The following is a 14,140-nucleotide window of genomic DNA, read 5'->3' on the forward strand; positions in this document are numbered from 1 at the left end:
ATGAGTAGTGGTTTCGACCGTGACCGCGACGAGTTCGCCCGCGGGACGAAAGCGATCGTCGTCTTGCCCGACCAGGGTGATGCGACACGCGATGTCGACGCACGGCTCGAAGAGACGGCGGGCCTTGCCGCCGCCATTGGCGTGGAGGTGGTCGAACGGATCGCCTATCGTGTCCGCCAGGCCAAGCCCGCAACGTTGATTGGCAGCGGGCAGGTTGACCTCCTCGCGACACAGGTGCGGATGGAGGAGGCGGGGCTCGTCGTGTTCGATGCGAGCCTGAGCCCGATCCAGCAGCGCAATCTCGAAAAGGCGCTGGAGACGAAGGTCATCGACCGCACCGGGCTGATCCTTGAAATCTTCGGGGAGCGCGCGGCGACGGCCGAAGGGCGGCTGCAGGTTGAACTCGCGCATCTCGACTACCAGGCTGGCCGCCTAGTCCGGAGCTGGACCCATCTCGAGCGTCAGCGCGGCGGGTTCGGCTTTCTCGGCGGGCCCGGTGAAACCCAGATCGAGGCGGATCGCCGGCTTATCCGGGACCGGATGGCGCGGCTCCGGCGCGAACTCGAACAGGTCAGCCGTACCCGCGGCCTGCACCGCGAGCGACGCCAACGAGCCCCTTGGCCCGTCATCGCGCTCGTCGGCTATACCAATGCCGGAAAATCCACGCTGTTCAATCGGTTGACCGGTGCCGACGTCATGGCCGAAGACCTGCTGTTCGCGACGTTGGATCCGACGCTTCGGCAAATCCGGTTGCCCGGTATCGACAAGGCGATCCTGTCCGACACGGTCGGGTTCGTCTCGGACCTGCCAACCCAGCTCGTCGCGGCGTTCAAGGCGACGCTCGAGGAAGTGGTGTCCGCCGATCTGCTGATCCACGTCCGTGACATCGCGCATCCCGATACGGAGGCGCAACGTGCCGATGTCGAGGCGGTGCTGGCGGACATCGGCGTCGACGATATGACCCCGCGATTCGAAGTCTGGAACAAGCTGGATCTGCTCGATCCTGCCGACCATGACGAGATTGCCGGGGAGGCTGCGCATCGCGAGGATGTCGTGGCGATCTCGGCGCTGAGTGGGGAGGGGGTGGACCATCTCGTCGAGCAGGTCGCTGCCAAACTGACGGATGCGCATCGCCGCTATCACATTACGCTCGATGCGACGGACGGCGCAGGCGCGGCATGGTTGCACGCGCATGGCGAGGTGCTCAGCAGTCTCGCGGACGGGCTGGCCACCACCTATGACGTACGGCTGTCCGACACCGATTACGACCGGTTCAGCCGCCGCGACGCTTGACGGCCTGCCAAAGCGCTTCCTTCTCCTCAAGCGACAAGGCTTCGAAGCCGGGACCGGCCATGTGTTCCATCGCGCGAAACCGGGCTTCGAACTTTGCATTGCCCGCGCGTAACGCCACCTCGGGATCGACACCGAGGTGGCGGGCATAATTGGTCACCGAGAACAGAAGGTCGCCGATCTCTTCGGCCAGTGTGTCGGCGGTCGCTGTTGCAATCTCGTCGAGTTCTTCGTGTACCTTGGCCAAGGAGCCGGCTGAATCGGGCCAGTCGAACCCGACCCGCGCAGCACGTTTTTGCAGCTTGTCGGCACGCGCCAGCGAAGGCAGCGCGGTGGCGACGCCGGCGAGGGCACTCTGGTCAGGCTTGCTCGCGCGTTCGGTCGCCTTGATCGTTTCCCAACCGGGCGATGTCTCCGCCGGACCGAGGACATGCGGGTGTCGGCGCTCCATCTTGTCGCTGATCGCGTCGATGACGTCGGGCAGGGTGAACGCGCCGGCTTCTTCTGCGATGCGGGCATGGAACACTACCTGCAACAGCAGGTCGCCGAGTTCGTCCTTCAGATCGGCAAGATCGCCGCGTTCGATCGCGTCAACGACCTCATAGGCCTCTTCGATCGTGTAGCGGGCAATCGTCTTCGATGTTTGAACACGGTCCCATTCGCATCCCGTATCCGGATCGCGCAGTCGCGCCATGATGGTCGTGAGGCGGTCAATCATGGCGGCGCTCCGCATAAAGTGAGAATGACGTGGAGATCACCGACGCTACGACGAAACCAAAAGCTTCATAACGCACCACGCCCGATCCGATAATATACATTATGTAAAATGGACTAGGATAGTTACGTGTCAGGCTTCGAGGATCTGCCCATCAAAGCCCGGCTCCACTGTGTCAGGCAGTTCGGCCCTCAACGCTGCATAGTCCATGCTGTTGTCCATATGGATAAGCGCGGTCCGCCGCGGCTTGAACGCATCGACCCAGCCCAAGACGGCTGAGAGTTGCGGATGCGTCGGGTGCGGACGACGGCGCAGTGCATCGACGACCCAGACGTCCAGCCCCGTATACATCGCAGCCATATCGTCGGTCATGATGTTGAAATCGGTCGCATAACCGATTGCCTTGCCATCGGCCTCGAAGCGCAGCCCAGCGGCGTGGATCGATCCGTGCGGCTGATCGGTAACGCGAATGTCGATCGCGCCGATCGTCAGTCGGTCCGGCAAGACAGCCCCGGCGATCGTCGACGGATAACCGCTGCGGCCCCGGAACGCATAGGTGAAGCGATCCTCGAGCGCGGCGAGCGTCGCGGGCCGGGCAAAGCCGATCACGGGCGTGCCCATCGCGTGATAGAGCTGCCGGAGGTCATCAATGCCGTGGCAGTGATCGGCGTGATCATGCGTCCAGATGACCGCATCCACCTCGGAGATGTTCGCCGCAAGCAACTGCTCGCGCATGTCCGGCCCTGTATCGATCAGGATCCGCGTTCCGGCATGCTCGACGAGCGCGGAGACGCGCGTACGTCGGTTGCGCGGTTCGGCGGGATCGCAGGTACCCCAGTCATTGCCGATCCGGGGCACGCCGGAAGACGTACCCGAGCCGAGGATCGTGATTTTCACGCGCGGTGCGCCGCAGCCGGCGTATCGACCAGCCGTGTCTGGGCGAACAGCGTGTGGAAATTCTCGGCCGTCCGCTGGGACAGCTCGCCGACGGAGACGCCACGCAGGTCGGCCACGAACTGAGCGGTATCGGCGACGAAGCCGGGCTCCCCCGTCTTGCCCCGATTGGGCACGGGCGCAAGAAAGGGCGCGTCGGTTTCGATCAGCAGCCGTTCGATCGGCAAGCGCGCAGCGATCGCCTGAAGGTCCCGTGCGTTCTTGAACGTGACGATCCCCGACAGCGATATATAGAGGCCAAGTTCCAGTGCCTTGTCGGCAAATGCTGCGCTTGCTGTGAAGCAGTGGATGACGCCGCCATAGGCCCCCTTCCCCATCTCGTCCGAAAGGATCGCCGCGGTGTCCTCTTCGGCATCGCGGGTATGCACGACGATCGGCAAGCCGGTCTCGCGCGCCGCGTCGATATGCGCGCGGAAGCTCAGCGCCTGGCGCGCGCGGTCGGAAGTCTTGCGGTAATAATCGAGCCCGGTCTCACCCAGGCCCACGACCCGCGGGTGACGTGCGCGCTCGACCAGACGCGCCGCGTCGATCGCAGGATGGGCATCCGCTTCATTGGGATGAATGCCGACCGTAGCCCAAACATCGAGCTCACGGTCCGCGGTCGCGATCACCGCATCCCATTCGCTCTCCCGCGTCGAGATGTTGAGCATCGCCGTCACACCGCGCGCCCGCGCGCGATCGAGAACCGCCTGCTGATCCTCGATCAAGCCGGGGTAATTCAGGTGGCAATGACTGTCTGCAAGCATCAGGCGTCGGTCTCCGCAGGCATTTCAAGCCGTGGAAACGCGCCGTTCGGCGCGACGATCCGGAACTCGCTCGTGGCCTGCCGATCGTACCAATCGTTATCCCCAAGCGCCGCATGGTCGCGGCCCTCTGCACCGATCTGGTCGAGGACCTTGCCCGCTGCGCTCGGCACGACCGGAAGGATCGTGATGGCAAGCATCCGGATTGCGCGCACCAATGTCGCCAGCACCGTGTTCATCCGTGCCGGGTCGGTCTTGCGCAACGCCCAGGGCGCCTGCACGTCGATATACTGGTTGCAGGCAAAGACGCCCCGCATCCAGGCCTCGATGGCGTGCGATAGAGCGAGCTCCGCAAAGCCGGACCTGAACGCCGCACAGGCTGCGGTGACGTCGTCGAGCAGCGACGCATCGGCCGGTACGATCTCCGTTACGATGGGCAATGCACCATCCAGGTTCTTGGCAATGAACGACAATGTCCGCTGGGCCAGATTGCCGAAGCTGTTCGCGAGCTCGGCGTTGACCCGCGTCACGATTGCCTCTGCCGAGTAGCTGCCATCCTGCCCGAAGCTGACGTCCCGAAGGAAGAAATAGCGCAGGGCGTCGACGCCGAACGCATCCGCCAGCACCATCGGATCGACGACATTGCCGACCGACTTCGACATCTTCTCGCCGCGGGTCAGGAGAAAGCCATGGCCAAAGACGCTTTTGGGGAGCGGGATGTTCGCGGACATCAGGAAAGCAGGCCAGAAGACGGCATGGAAGCGGACAATGTCCTTGCCGATCAGGTGAAGGTCCGCCGGCCAGAAACGCGCGAGATTTGCGTCATCCGACCCGGTGTTCGGATAGCCCGTCCCCGTAAGGTAATTTGTGAGCGCGTCGACCCAGACATACATGACATGACCCGGGCTTCCCGGCACGGGCACGCCCCAGTCGAAGCTCGTCCGCGACACAGAGAGGTCGGACAGGCCCCCTTCGACAAAGCGCATAACCTCGTTGCGGCGGCTCTCGGGACGGATGAAGTCGGAGTTCGCGGCGTAGAGATCAAGTAACGGCTGCTGATATTTCGACAAGCGAAAGAACCAGGTTTCCTCGGCGGTCCATTCGACCGGCGTGCCTTGCGGAGACCGCCGATCAGCGCCCTCCCCCGTCAGTTCGGACTCGTCGTAAAAGGCTTCGTCGCGGACTGAATACCAGCCCTCATAACGATCGAGATAAAGGTCCCCGGCATCCGCCATCGCCTGCCAGATCGCCTGACTCGCCGCGTAATGATCGGTGTCGACGGTCCGGATGAACCGATCGTAGGAGATATCAAGACGGTCGGCCATCCGACTGAAATAGGACGACATTTCGTCCGCGAATTCGCGAACGGGGACGCCGCGGTCGCGTGCGGCCTGAACCATCTTCAGACCGTGTTCGTCGGTACCTGTCTGGAACAGCACATCGCGTCCCGCCTGGCGCTGAAACCGGGCGATCGCGTCGGCTGCAACCATTTCATAGGCATGGCCGATATGCGGTCGGCCATTGGGATAATGGATTGCGGTGGTGATGTAGTAAGGGTCGGCCATGTCGGCGCTCCTAGAGCATCCCCCCGAGGAGGTGAAGCCCATGTCGCCCGCTTCGTCAGGTGCGCAGCGTCGCGAGAATTCCCGCAAGCTCGAAGACCGTCGCCTGCGCATCGAGCGACAAGCCGATGGCAGCGGCGGACAGGTCACGGGCCGCGGCATGCGCGTCGAGCGCGGTCTTGAGCCGGGCGCCCGACCGGTCCCGCGCCGCACGCGCGATGAAAACCGGCACGCGATCGAGAAATGCCTCGTACCGGGGTTGCGACGCCTTGCCAGCCAGGGACTTCGCCAGCCGGAGCCGATGCCCGTTATCGCGATCGCCTTCGTCGGCGATCCGCGCAATCGCTTCGTCGAGACTTGCAATATCTAGACCCGCATAGCGCAGCGCCCTGCCCGGCGCTCCCTCACTCGCACGCACCAGCGCGGTCATCTCGTCGTGGTTGAGGTCCGGTTGCGCCTGTCGCAGCGTCTCTGCAACCTCGTCTGGCGTCAGCGCCTCGAACCGCAAGACCCGGCACCGCGAACGGATCGTCGGCAACAACCGTCCCGGCGCGTGGCTGACCAAGAGGAATATCGTGCCGGCGGGTGGTTCCTCAAGGTTCTTGAGCAACGCGTTGCTGCCGCCGCGCTCCAGATCGTCGATCGCGTCGATCATGACGACCCGTCGCGGGCTCATCGATGGCGTCGTCGCAAAGAGCGGCTGGAGCGTACGGACCTGCGCGATCGTGATACTGCGCGCGAGATCCTGGTCGGGCTTTTCAGGATCCTTGGGCAGACGCGTCAGCAGGCGGAAATCGGGGTGCGAACCCGCCTCGATCAGCGCGCGCGTGGGGTCGCCGGCCGGCACGGCAAACCCGCGCGGCTCGGTCGACCCGCCGCGCGCATCGGCCAGCATGCGCATCGCCGCCAGCCGTGCGAAGCTTGCCTTGCCAACGCCCTGCGGGCCGGTGAACAGCCACGCATGGTGAAGCGCACCGCTGTGCATCGCCACGGCGAAAGCGGACTGCGCCGCGGCATTGCCGATGATTTCGGTCATGCCGGCGACGGGCTCACCCGAACGGTGCGAACGCGCGCCGGCACGCCAAGCTTCAACCGAACAGCCCGGTCAGCCCAGACCAGGCGCGCCCGAAGAACCCGGCTTCGGCAACGTCCTTTTCCGCGACCAGCGGCATACGCTGCTCGACCCCGTCCGGCATCGACACGACGAGATCCGCGATGTGCTGGCCCGCCTTGATCGGCGCCTTGACCGGCCCCTGATAGACGACCTTGGCGTTCAGGTTCGGCGATGTCCCCGCCGGCACGGTGACCGTCAGCGCCTTGGGCGCGATAAGGCCGACGCTCGATGAGCCGCCCATCTGCACGCTGGCCTCCTCGACCTTCCGACCCTTCGCGACGATCGGCTTGGACTGCCACGCGCGGAAGCCCCAGTCCATGAATCGTACGGACTCGTTGGCGCGCTCGGTCGAGCTCTTCAGGCCTGCGACGACCAATACCAGACGGCGACCATTCTGCTCGGCCGACCCGGTGAATCCGTATCCGGCTTCCTCGGTATGTCCGGTCTTCAACCCATCGGCACCCGCGACGCGGCCGAGCAGCGGATCACGATTGGCCTGGGTGATCGCGGTGCCGCCCATGGTCTTGCCCCAGGTGAAATCGCGCTTTGCATAGAATTGCTTGTAGAGCTGGGGATGGTTGGTGATCGTCGCCGATGCCAGCTTGGCCAGATCATGCGCAGTGACATAGGTCACGCCGTTGTCTGGCCACCCGTTCGACGTCCCGAAATGACTGTCCTTGAGGCCGAGCTGTGCCGCGACGCGGTTCATGCGCTCGGTAAAGGCGGGCTCCGAGCCCGAGATCGATTCCGCAAGAACGACGCAGGCGTCATTGCCCGACAATGTCACGATGCCATACAGCAGATTGGCCACGCTGACGCTCTCGTTCGCCGACAGGAACATCGTCGAACCTGCTGACGGACCATGCCATTTTGCCCAGGTCTCCGGCCGAACGGTGACCATGTGATCGAGCTTGAGCTCGCCCCTTTTGAGCATGTCGAACGCGACATAGACCGTCATCATTTTCGCCATCGACGCCGGCGGCATACGGCGATCGGCATCGCGTGCGAACAGGACCGCGCCCGACGACAGATCTTCCATATAGGCGATCGGTGCGCTGGTCTGGAACTGTGGCGCAGCGGCGATCGACGGCGTCGCCAGCGCGATCATCGCCAGCGGGGCGACGGCGATGCGGCGCCGGACCATTTGAGTAAAGGGCAGCGTGTTCATGGGCAGCTTCGTCATGATATCCGTTACGTCAAAGAGGAACACGATGGGAGGCAGGCTCGTGGCGCCGCCGGGACCTTATCGAAGTCATAGCCGCGCTTGGCAACCGCGTCACGCTTGGCTTTGAGTCTATCGGGCACGCCGGTTAGCGCTCAACCGCATCCGCCAGCAGTCCCACTGACAGCGCATAAAAATTCGAGCAATTATAGTCGAGGATCACCCGGTAATTGCTCGTGAGCAGATACGCCGTGGCGCCTGGACCGTCGGGTTCGAGCAGCGTCGCCATGACATTGTCGGCCGGCCACGAGGCGCCTTGCGTCATCACCCCCAGACCGCGCCACTCGGCGATCGTTCGCCAGCCGCTATGCCTTTCGAACACGCGCGGGCACCGCGGTGACACAAGCCGATTGCGCACCTGCGACCGATCGAATCCCTGCGGTACGGAGACCGCAACGCCCCAGGGTTGGCCGCTGCGCCAGCCGGCATTGGTGAAATAATTGCCGATCGACGCCAGCGTATCGGCCGGACTGTTCCAGATATCCGCACGGCCGTCGCCATCCCCGTCACGGGCCAGTCGAAGATAGATGGACGGCAGAAATTGCGGATTGCCCATCGCGCCTGCCCAACTGCCCTTGAGCTGTTCGCGGGAAATGCCCCGGTCGACGATCTTCAAGCCGGCAATGAACTCGCCCGCAAACAGCGATCGCCGACGCCCCTCATAGGCGAGGCTCGCGAGCGACCGCAGAATGTCGAAATTTCCGGTGTAGCTGCCGTAATTGGTCTCATGCCCCCAGATCGCGACCATGATCGATTCGGGCACACCTGTTTCGCGCTCGATACGCTGCAGCCTGCCCCGCTGCGCGCGATAGGTTTCCCGACCGCGTCCGATCCGCGCCGCGTCGACATGCTGCGCCTTGTACGGCGCGAAGGCCGGAATGGCGCTGCTCGTGCCGCTGCCCGGCTGTGCACGATCGAGCGCGATGACACGCTCGTTCAGCGTCAATGTAGGAAAGACGGCGTCCACCGTACGCGCCGTGACTCCGGCCTCAAGCGCCTGCGTGCGAAGCTGGCCGAGATAGGCCTGAAACCCCGCCACGTCCTGCGCACATGCGGGGGTGGTGACCGCGGTCATCGCCGCGATGGTCAAAGCGCCACGTCGCAACGCACTCGATAGGATAGATTTTGCCCACATGCCGACCGCTCTGCCATAGGGGCGTCCGCATCGGAACCTCGCCCTGACGCAAGCATGGCTCGCATCGACGCGTGGACCGCCCGCTACGCTGCTACCCTTCCCCGCCAAGGCTATCGTTCGGGTGCTGGCCCCGTCCTTCAGTGACGACTTTCCCTGCCCGCCGACACGAAGCTGCTTGCCTTTCGTCAACCGCACCCGCTAAGGGCTGCGGCGTCGGGGAGTGGCGCAGGCTGGTAGCGCACCTGGTTTGGGACCAGGGGGTCGCAGGTTCGAATCCTGTCTCCCCGACCATGTTGCGCAGTGTCGCAGCGATCCGGAGATGCCGGGTCTATTCCATCGGTACGATCTCGACGATGTCGAGTAGAGATTCAAAGCGTGGATGCGGCAGTATCAGCCGCCAGCGCCGGTCACCGATGCACTCCATCACACCCGCCAGGTCGCGATTGGCGTCCGTACCGTAGCGCATCGGACGCTGTTCGTCGCCCAACGCCATGCTGCCGAGGAAGATCGCACGCGGTCGCGGAGCCGAATCTGCCCGCGATTCGCGGTATAGCGTTCCGGACGGACGTTGCGATCCTCCCAGCCGCGTGAACGTGAGTTCCCCGTCTCCCCCCGTGCGTGCAGGCTGTTCGATGCGGCACGAGAACCAGCCATAGGCAATGAAGCGTGACGCGCCCGCTCCAGGCGCCCCGAGCTTGATCGTGCGACATCGATAGGTGCCGATCGGTGGCAACGGATCGGGGAGTGCCCGGTCCGGATCGAACAATTGAGGATCCGCGGCAATCTCACGCTGCGGGATCTGCGCAAGCGCATCCATCCACGCATCGCGCCAGTCGCGCAGCCTTGCGCGGTCGGCAACCGTCGCTGCCGTGCGCCATCCTGCCCCTCGTCCGGTGGGATCGGTTCGCTCGACTTCGGGGGACGGCGCGCTGGCGATCCGTTTTCCGCCCCCGCAGGCGACGAGCAAGACGCATGTCGCCAACGACCCGATCGCGCGTCGCGCGTCGGCACGGGTACCGCCGACACCTGTCATGCTGCCGTCCAACCGCCGTCCATCGACAGATTTGCGCCGGTCATCGCGCTAGCCTCGTCGCGGCACAGGAAGAGTGCGAGCGCTGCGACCTGCTCCGGCGTGACGAAGGCCTTGGTCGGCTGCGCGGCGAGCAGAATGTCGTTGACGACCTGCTCGCGGGTCATCCCGCGTGCCGCCATCGTGTCCGGAATCTGATCCTCGACCAGCGGCGTCCAGACATAGCCTGGCGAGATACAGTTGACCGTGATGTTATCGGTCGCGGTTTCGAGCGCGATCGTCTTGGTCAGTCCGGCGATGGCATGCTTGGCCATGACATAGGCCGACTTGTTCGGGCTAGCGACCAGCGAATGCGCCGACGCGGTCGAGATGATCCGGCCCCAGCCTCGGCGCCGCATATGCGGAATCGCCGCCCGCATCATATGCCAGGCCGACGCCATGTTGATCGCGATGATCCTATCGAAGGTCGCGACGGGAAAATCCGCAATCCCCGCGACATGCTGGATGCCCGCATTGTTGACGACGATATCGCAATTCCCCGTTTCCGCGACCGCGCGCTCGACCAGTGCGGCGATCTCGTCGGGGCGGGTCATGTCGGCGGCATCGTAAAGCGCAGTCGCGCCGCTGATCGTACTCAGCGCCGCACGCTCCGCCTCGATCGTCGCGGCGTCACCAAAGCCGTTGAGAACGACACAGGCCCCCTCCCCCGCAAAGGCCTGCGCATAGGCAAGACCGATCCCCGATGTGGATCCGGTGATGACCGCCGTCCTGCCCGCCAGAAACATTGTCTCGTCCCCCATTTTGACGCGGCCAGAACGCCCCGCCTGCCGTACAACGCTTTGTCATGCCTTCCAAAGGTCGGCAGAATACGATTAGACCCGGCAAGCCAATCGGATGCAACTCCGCATCGTCCCATGCATTTCGTTACCACTCCAGAATGAAAGTCTTAAGACCATGCGGCTCGATGATTTCGACCCCAACATCAACGTCGAGGATCAGGGCCGCGGCGGCGGTTCGGGCGGCGGCGGAGGCGGCGGCCTTCTGTTCGGCCTACTGCCGCTGATCGGCAGCCGTTTCGGGTGCGGCGGCATCGTCGTCGTGTTGATCGTGATGGCGCTGTTCGGCGGCCTCGGCAATATCGGTGGCATGCTGGGTGGCGGCTCGGCGCCCAGCGCACCCTCCGGGCAGATAGCGCAAGGTGGGGCCGGCCGCGGCGGCGAACAGGGTTCCGGCACCAACGCGCAGTCGATTTGCACGCTGAACCCCGAGCGACGCGCCGCGTGCAACGCCTTCAGTTCGGCGCAAAAGACCTGGGCCGCGATCTTCGCGAAAAACGGCGAACAGTTCCAGGCGCCCAAGCTCAGCTTCTTCGACGACAATGGCCGTTCGGGCTGCGGCGCAGCACAGGCGGCAATGGGCCCCTTCTACTGCCCGACCGACAACGGAATCTTCTTGGACACCAGCTTCTTCGACGAGCTGGCCAACCGGTTCGGCGCGCGCGGCGACTTTGCGCAGGACTATGTCATCGCGCATGAATTTGGCCACCACATCCAGAATCTGGTCGGCACGTCGAGCCAGGTTTCACGCGCGCAGCAGCGCGCCGGATCGAGCGAGGGCAATGCGCTGTCCGTTCGCCTGGAGCTGCAAGCTGATTGTTTCGCCGGTGTCTGGGCGGCTGCCAATCGCGACCGTCTCGAGCCTGGTGACATCGAGGAGGGCATGACCGCTGCGCAGGCGATCGGCGACGACACGCTTCAGAAGCAGGCTCAGGGCCGGGTTGTGCCGGACAGCTTCACGCACGGCACCTCGGCGCAGCGTCAGACCTGGCTTCGTCGTGGTCTCGACAGCGGAGACCCGAAGGTGTGCGACACCTTCTCCGGCGCGATCTGATTAACTGCCCCCTCCCGCACTGCCGGGAGGGGGCTAAATGCTCAGAGCTTGACGAGCATCTTTCCGGTATTTCCACCAGAAAACAGACCGAGGAACGCTTCGGGCATCGCGTCGAGGCCATCATGCACGGTTTCCTGCCGCTGCAGCGTGCCCGCCTTCAGCAGGGCGCCCATGTCCGTGTAGAACTCCGCAGCCCGATCCATGAAATCGCTGACGATGAAGCCGCGGATCTGGATACGGTTACCGATCAGCCTTGCGAGATAGCGCAGTTCGGTCGCCGCGCCGCTGTTGTAGACGTCGATCATGCCACAGATCGCGAACCGGGCGTGCAGCTTGGCGTGCGCCAATGCCGCATCGAGATGTTCGCCACCGACATTATCAAAATACACGTCAATGCCGCCCGACCCGACCGCGGCCACAGCTTCGCCTAGAGCTTTCACGACCGGCGTACCGGACTTGTAGTCGATCACGGCATCAGCGCCGAGCGACTTGACCCAGGCGCATTTGTCCGCGCCGCCTGCCGAGCCGATCACCGTCATGCCCTTGGCCTTGGCGACCTGGACGACGGTCGAACCCACCGCGCCCGCCGCGGCCGAAACGAAGACGGTATCGCCGGACTTGGCAGCGGCAACCTCGAGCAAACCGAAATAGGCGGTCATGCCCGGCATGCCAAGCTGGCCCAGAAACGCCTGTGGATCGACCGCGAGGTCCGGCAGCTTCTGGAGCTGGTTTGCGGGCAGCGTCGCTTCGTCGCGCCACCCCGCCATATGCTGGACGAGATCACCCGCCTTCAGACCCTCGGCCCGGCTCTCGACGACTTCGCCGATCGCACCGCCCTGCATCGGCTTGCCCAGCTCGAACGGCGGGGTGTAACTTTTCACGTCGTTCATGCGACCGCGCATATAGGGATCGACCGAGAGCCAGCGGTTGACGACGCGCACCTCGCCCTCGGCCAGTTCGGACTGTGAAATGTCGATCATCTCAAAGTCGGTATGCTTAGGCATGCCTTGCGGACGCGTCTTCAGGCTCCATGCACGGGACATTCTTCACTCCTGTCGTTGAGGTTTCATGACTCGGGTATGGCGCAGAACAGATCCCCCGCCAAGCGGCAGAGCACACATGACGTGCACGTCTGCAGCGAGCCTTCCCCTCAATCGCCCGCGCCCTGATCGAAGTTCCGCCGGCCGTTGCCGGCTGCGCCCGTGCGAGCCACGTTCGGGATGAACGTCCCCGTCCAAAACATGAGGGGGAGAGCGCGGCGGTGGATTGCAAGCCGGCGGCGCCATCGCTAATATCGCATGATCCGGCGTCGCCGGACCGCGCGGGGCCGTAGCTCAGATGGGAGAGCGCTGCAATCGCACTGCAGAGGTCAGGGGTTCGATTCCCCTCGGCTCCACCAGCGCGCGTAAGGTAATGAAATCAATACCTTATGCGCTTGCCCGCTAGAAGATGAGTTCCAAAATATCAGCCCTCTTGGCGATCCGTACACACTACGGACACAGGGGCTTTTATGGCGACTATATCGAAGCGGAAGACGGGTTGGTTTGCGCAGGTTCGTCGTAAGGGATACGAACCGGAATATAAGACGCTTCCTACCAAAGACGCTGCCCAACGATGGGCAAGAGAACGAGAGTCACTTATCGATTTAGGAGGGCACCCGGTTAGCCATCGAGAGCTTCGCTCTATAACGCTAGGCGACCTTGTTCGCCGCTATATAACGGAGATAACCCCTTCTAAGCTTAGCGCTGATACAGAGCGCCTACGGCTTCAAAAGTTACTCAAAGCCCCGCTGTGCGCCCTCACCCTTTCGGACCTCTCTACGGGCCCTGTAGCCGCCTACAGAGACAAGCGGATGAAGGAAGTTAAGCCGGGCACGGTGGCAAGGGAGTTGTCCCTGCTACACAATATCATCGAAGTTGCCCGCCGGGAATGGTTGGTCGGAATGACGTCGAACGTAGTGGCACAGGTCCGCCGCGTACCGGTAAAGAATGCAAGGGACCGTCGCCTTATGCCAGGCGAGCTTAAGCGGTTGATCGATGCCCTACGATTAACCCGTAACAAGCTCATCAAGCCTGCCGTCCTGCTGGCGATAGAGACGGCAATGCGACGGGGGGAGTTGCTCAACCTAACTTGGGATGCCGTCGACTTTCAAAGCCGCACTGCCCATATACCTCATACTAAGACCGGGTATGCCAGAACCATACCGCTAACTGATCAAGCTCTAGAAATATTGGAAGGTCTGCCCCGAAACGATCACAGGGTTCTACCTCTGTCTGCAATGGCCCTTCGGTTGGCATGGAACCGGGTAAGGGAACGTGCTGGTATGCCGGACCTCCATTTTCATGATCTTAGGCATGAAGCGATAAGTAGGTTCGCTGAAATGGCCCTTACTACCGTGGAGCTTTCAGTAATTAGTGGTCACCGTGATCCTAGGGTCAGGACCCATTGATGTGAGAGGCGCGATCTGATTCAGGTTCCGTGAGGA

The 14,140-nt window shown here is 63.5% G+C and carries 13 protein-coding genes and 2 tRNA genes; 5 read left to right on the forward strand and 10 right to left on the reverse strand.

The genetic code is table 11. The features are described from left to right. Complete coding sequence (gene hflX, locus IFT54_RS13910; protein WP_192071077.1) at nucleotides 1-1,293, forward strand: GTPase HflX; 1,293 nt, start codon at nucleotides 1-3, stop codon at nucleotides 1,291-1,293. On the opposite strand, the gene mazG is transcribed toward hflX, so the two are convergent. The 7 genes from mazG to IFT54_RS13945 form a co-directional block, all read right to left on the reverse strand. Continuing rightward, entirely contained in the window at nucleotides 1,274-2,008 is a 735-nt protein-coding gene (gene mazG, locus IFT54_RS13915) for a nucleoside triphosphate pyrophosphohydrolase (protein ID WP_192071078.1), read from the reverse strand. The two genes, hflX and mazG, sit on opposite strands and share 20 nt — an antisense overlap. A 129-nt stretch (nucleotides 2,009-2,137) precedes the next feature. Beyond that, nucleotides 2,138-2,902: an MBL fold metallo-hydrolase gene (locus IFT54_RS13920; protein WP_192071079.1), complete on the reverse strand. Its 765-nt coding sequence runs from the start codon at nucleotides 2,900-2,902 to the stop codon at nucleotides 2,138-2,140. Further along, complete coding sequence (locus tag IFT54_RS13925; protein ID WP_192071080.1) at nucleotides 2,899-3,705, reverse strand: TatD family hydrolase; 807 nt, start codon at nucleotides 3,703-3,705, stop codon at nucleotides 2,899-2,901. The genes IFT54_RS13920 and IFT54_RS13925 overlap by 4 nt, the downstream gene beginning before the upstream one ends. Next, nucleotides 3,705-5,267, reverse strand: a complete 1,563-nt coding sequence (metG, locus tag IFT54_RS13930) for a methionine--tRNA ligase (protein WP_192071081.1) — start codon at nucleotides 5,265-5,267, stop codon at nucleotides 3,705-3,707. The genes IFT54_RS13925 and metG overlap by 1 nt, the downstream gene beginning before the upstream one ends. A 55-nt stretch (nucleotides 5,268-5,322) precedes the next feature. Continuing rightward, nucleotides 5,323-6,300, reverse strand: a complete 978-nt coding sequence (locus IFT54_RS13935; RefSeq protein WP_192071082.1) for an AAA family ATPase — start codon at nucleotides 6,298-6,300, stop codon at nucleotides 5,323-5,325. A 52-nt stretch (nucleotides 6,301-6,352) separates the two neighbouring features. Further along, complete coding sequence (locus tag IFT54_RS13940; RefSeq protein ID WP_192071124.1) at nucleotides 6,353-7,522, reverse strand: D-alanyl-D-alanine carboxypeptidase family protein; 1,170 nt, start codon at nucleotides 7,520-7,522, stop codon at nucleotides 6,353-6,355. Nucleotides 7,523-7,688: 166 nt separating this feature from the next. Next, complete coding sequence (locus IFT54_RS13945) at nucleotides 7,689-8,675, reverse strand: lytic murein transglycosylase (RefSeq protein ID WP_244648983.1); 987 nt, start codon at nucleotides 8,673-8,675, stop codon at nucleotides 7,689-7,691. Between the two features lie 274 nt (nucleotides 8,676-8,949). Between IFT54_RS13945 and IFT54_RS13950 the strand changes: the two genes are divergently transcribed. Continuing rightward, nucleotides 8,950-9,026 (forward strand) — tRNA-Pro (locus tag IFT54_RS13950). 37 nt (nucleotides 9,027-9,063) lie between these two features. On the opposite strand, the gene IFT54_RS13955 is transcribed toward IFT54_RS13950, so the two are convergent. Beyond that, nucleotides 9,064-9,768 (reverse strand): DUF4893 domain-containing protein, encoded by a 705-nt coding sequence (locus IFT54_RS13955; protein WP_192071084.1) that lies wholly within the window; start codon nucleotides 9,766-9,768, stop codon nucleotides 9,064-9,066. Next, the gene (locus IFT54_RS13960) at nucleotides 9,765-10,550 is read right to left on the reverse strand and encodes a 3-hydroxybutyrate dehydrogenase (RefSeq protein ID WP_192071125.1); all 786 of its coding nucleotides are present in this window, start codon (nucleotides 10,548-10,550) and stop codon (nucleotides 9,765-9,767) included. The genes IFT54_RS13955 and IFT54_RS13960 overlap by 4 nt, the downstream gene beginning before the upstream one ends. 169 nt (nucleotides 10,551-10,719) lie before the next feature. Between IFT54_RS13960 and ypfJ the strand changes: the two genes are divergently transcribed. Continuing rightward, nucleotides 10,720-11,655 (forward strand): KPN_02809 family neutral zinc metallopeptidase, encoded by a 936-nt coding sequence (gene ypfJ, locus IFT54_RS13965; RefSeq protein ID WP_037528455.1) that lies wholly within the window; start codon nucleotides 10,720-10,722, stop codon nucleotides 11,653-11,655. Nucleotides 11,656-11,696: 41 nt separating this feature from the next. Here the strand turns inward: ypfJ and IFT54_RS13970 are convergent, their stop codons facing one another. Then, nucleotides 11,697-12,698, reverse strand: a complete 1,002-nt coding sequence (locus tag IFT54_RS13970; protein ID WP_192071085.1) for an NADP-dependent oxidoreductase — start codon at nucleotides 12,696-12,698, stop codon at nucleotides 11,697-11,699. A gap of 280 nt (nucleotides 12,699-12,978) precedes the next feature. Between IFT54_RS13970 and IFT54_RS13975 the strand changes: the two genes are divergently transcribed. Further along, nucleotides 12,979-13,054: transfer RNA gene (locus tag IFT54_RS13975), tRNA-Ala, on the forward strand. Nucleotides 13,055-13,663: 609 nt separating this feature from the next. Continuing rightward, nucleotides 13,664-14,104, forward strand: a complete 441-nt coding sequence (locus tag IFT54_RS21020) for a site-specific integrase (RefSeq protein WP_192071086.1) — start codon at nucleotides 13,664-13,666, stop codon at nucleotides 14,102-14,104. Nucleotides 14,105-14,140 lie beyond the last annotated feature (36 nt).

Source organism: Sphingomonas sp. CFBP 13714 (assembly GCF_014842205.1).
Lineage (GTDB): Bacteria > Pseudomonadota > Alphaproteobacteria > Sphingomonadales > Sphingomonadaceae > Sphingomonas > Sphingomonas aerolata.

Coding starts and splice junctions, on each gene's coding strand:
- IFT54_RS13935 (WP_192071082.1), bottom strand. CDS start 6,300: ATGACCGAAATCATCGGCAATGCCGCGGCGCAGTCCGCTTTCGCCGTG.
- IFT54_RS21020 (WP_192071086.1), top strand. CDS start 13,664: ATGCCAGGCGAGCTTAAGCGGTTGATCGATGCCCTACGATTAACCCGT.
- IFT54_RS13945 (WP_244648983.1), bottom strand. CDS start 8,675: ATGACCGCGGTCACCACCCCCGCATGTGCGCAGGACGTGGCGGGGTTT.
- mazG (WP_192071078.1), bottom strand. CDS start 2,008: ATGATTGACCGCCTCACGACCATCATGGCGCGACTGCGCGATCCGGAT.
- IFT54_RS13925 (WP_192071080.1), bottom strand. CDS start 3,705: ATGCTTGCAGACAGTCATTGCCACCTGAATTACCCCGGCTTGATCGAG.
- IFT54_RS13970 (WP_192071085.1), bottom strand. CDS start 12,698: ATGTCCCGTGCATGGAGCCTGAAGACGCGTCCGCAAGGCATGCCTAAG.
- metG (WP_192071081.1), bottom strand. CDS start 5,267: ATGGCCGACCCTTACTACATCACCACCGCAATCCATTATCCCAATGGC.
- IFT54_RS13960 (WP_192071125.1), bottom strand. CDS start 10,550: ATGTTTCTGGCGGGCAGGACGGCGGTCATCACCGGATCCACATCGGGG.
- hflX (WP_192071077.1), top strand. CDS start 1: ATGAGTAGTGGTTTCGACCGTGACCGCGACGAGTTCGCCCGCGGGACG.
- ypfJ (WP_037528455.1), top strand. CDS start 10,720: ATGCGGCTCGATGATTTCGACCCCAACATCAACGTCGAGGATCAGGGC.
- IFT54_RS13940 (WP_192071124.1), bottom strand. CDS start 7,522: ATGGTCCGGCGCCGCATCGCCGTCGCCCCGCTGGCGATGATCGCGCTG.
- IFT54_RS13955 (WP_192071084.1), bottom strand. CDS start 9,768: ATGACAGGTGTCGGCGGTACCCGTGCCGACGCGCGACGCGCGATCGGG.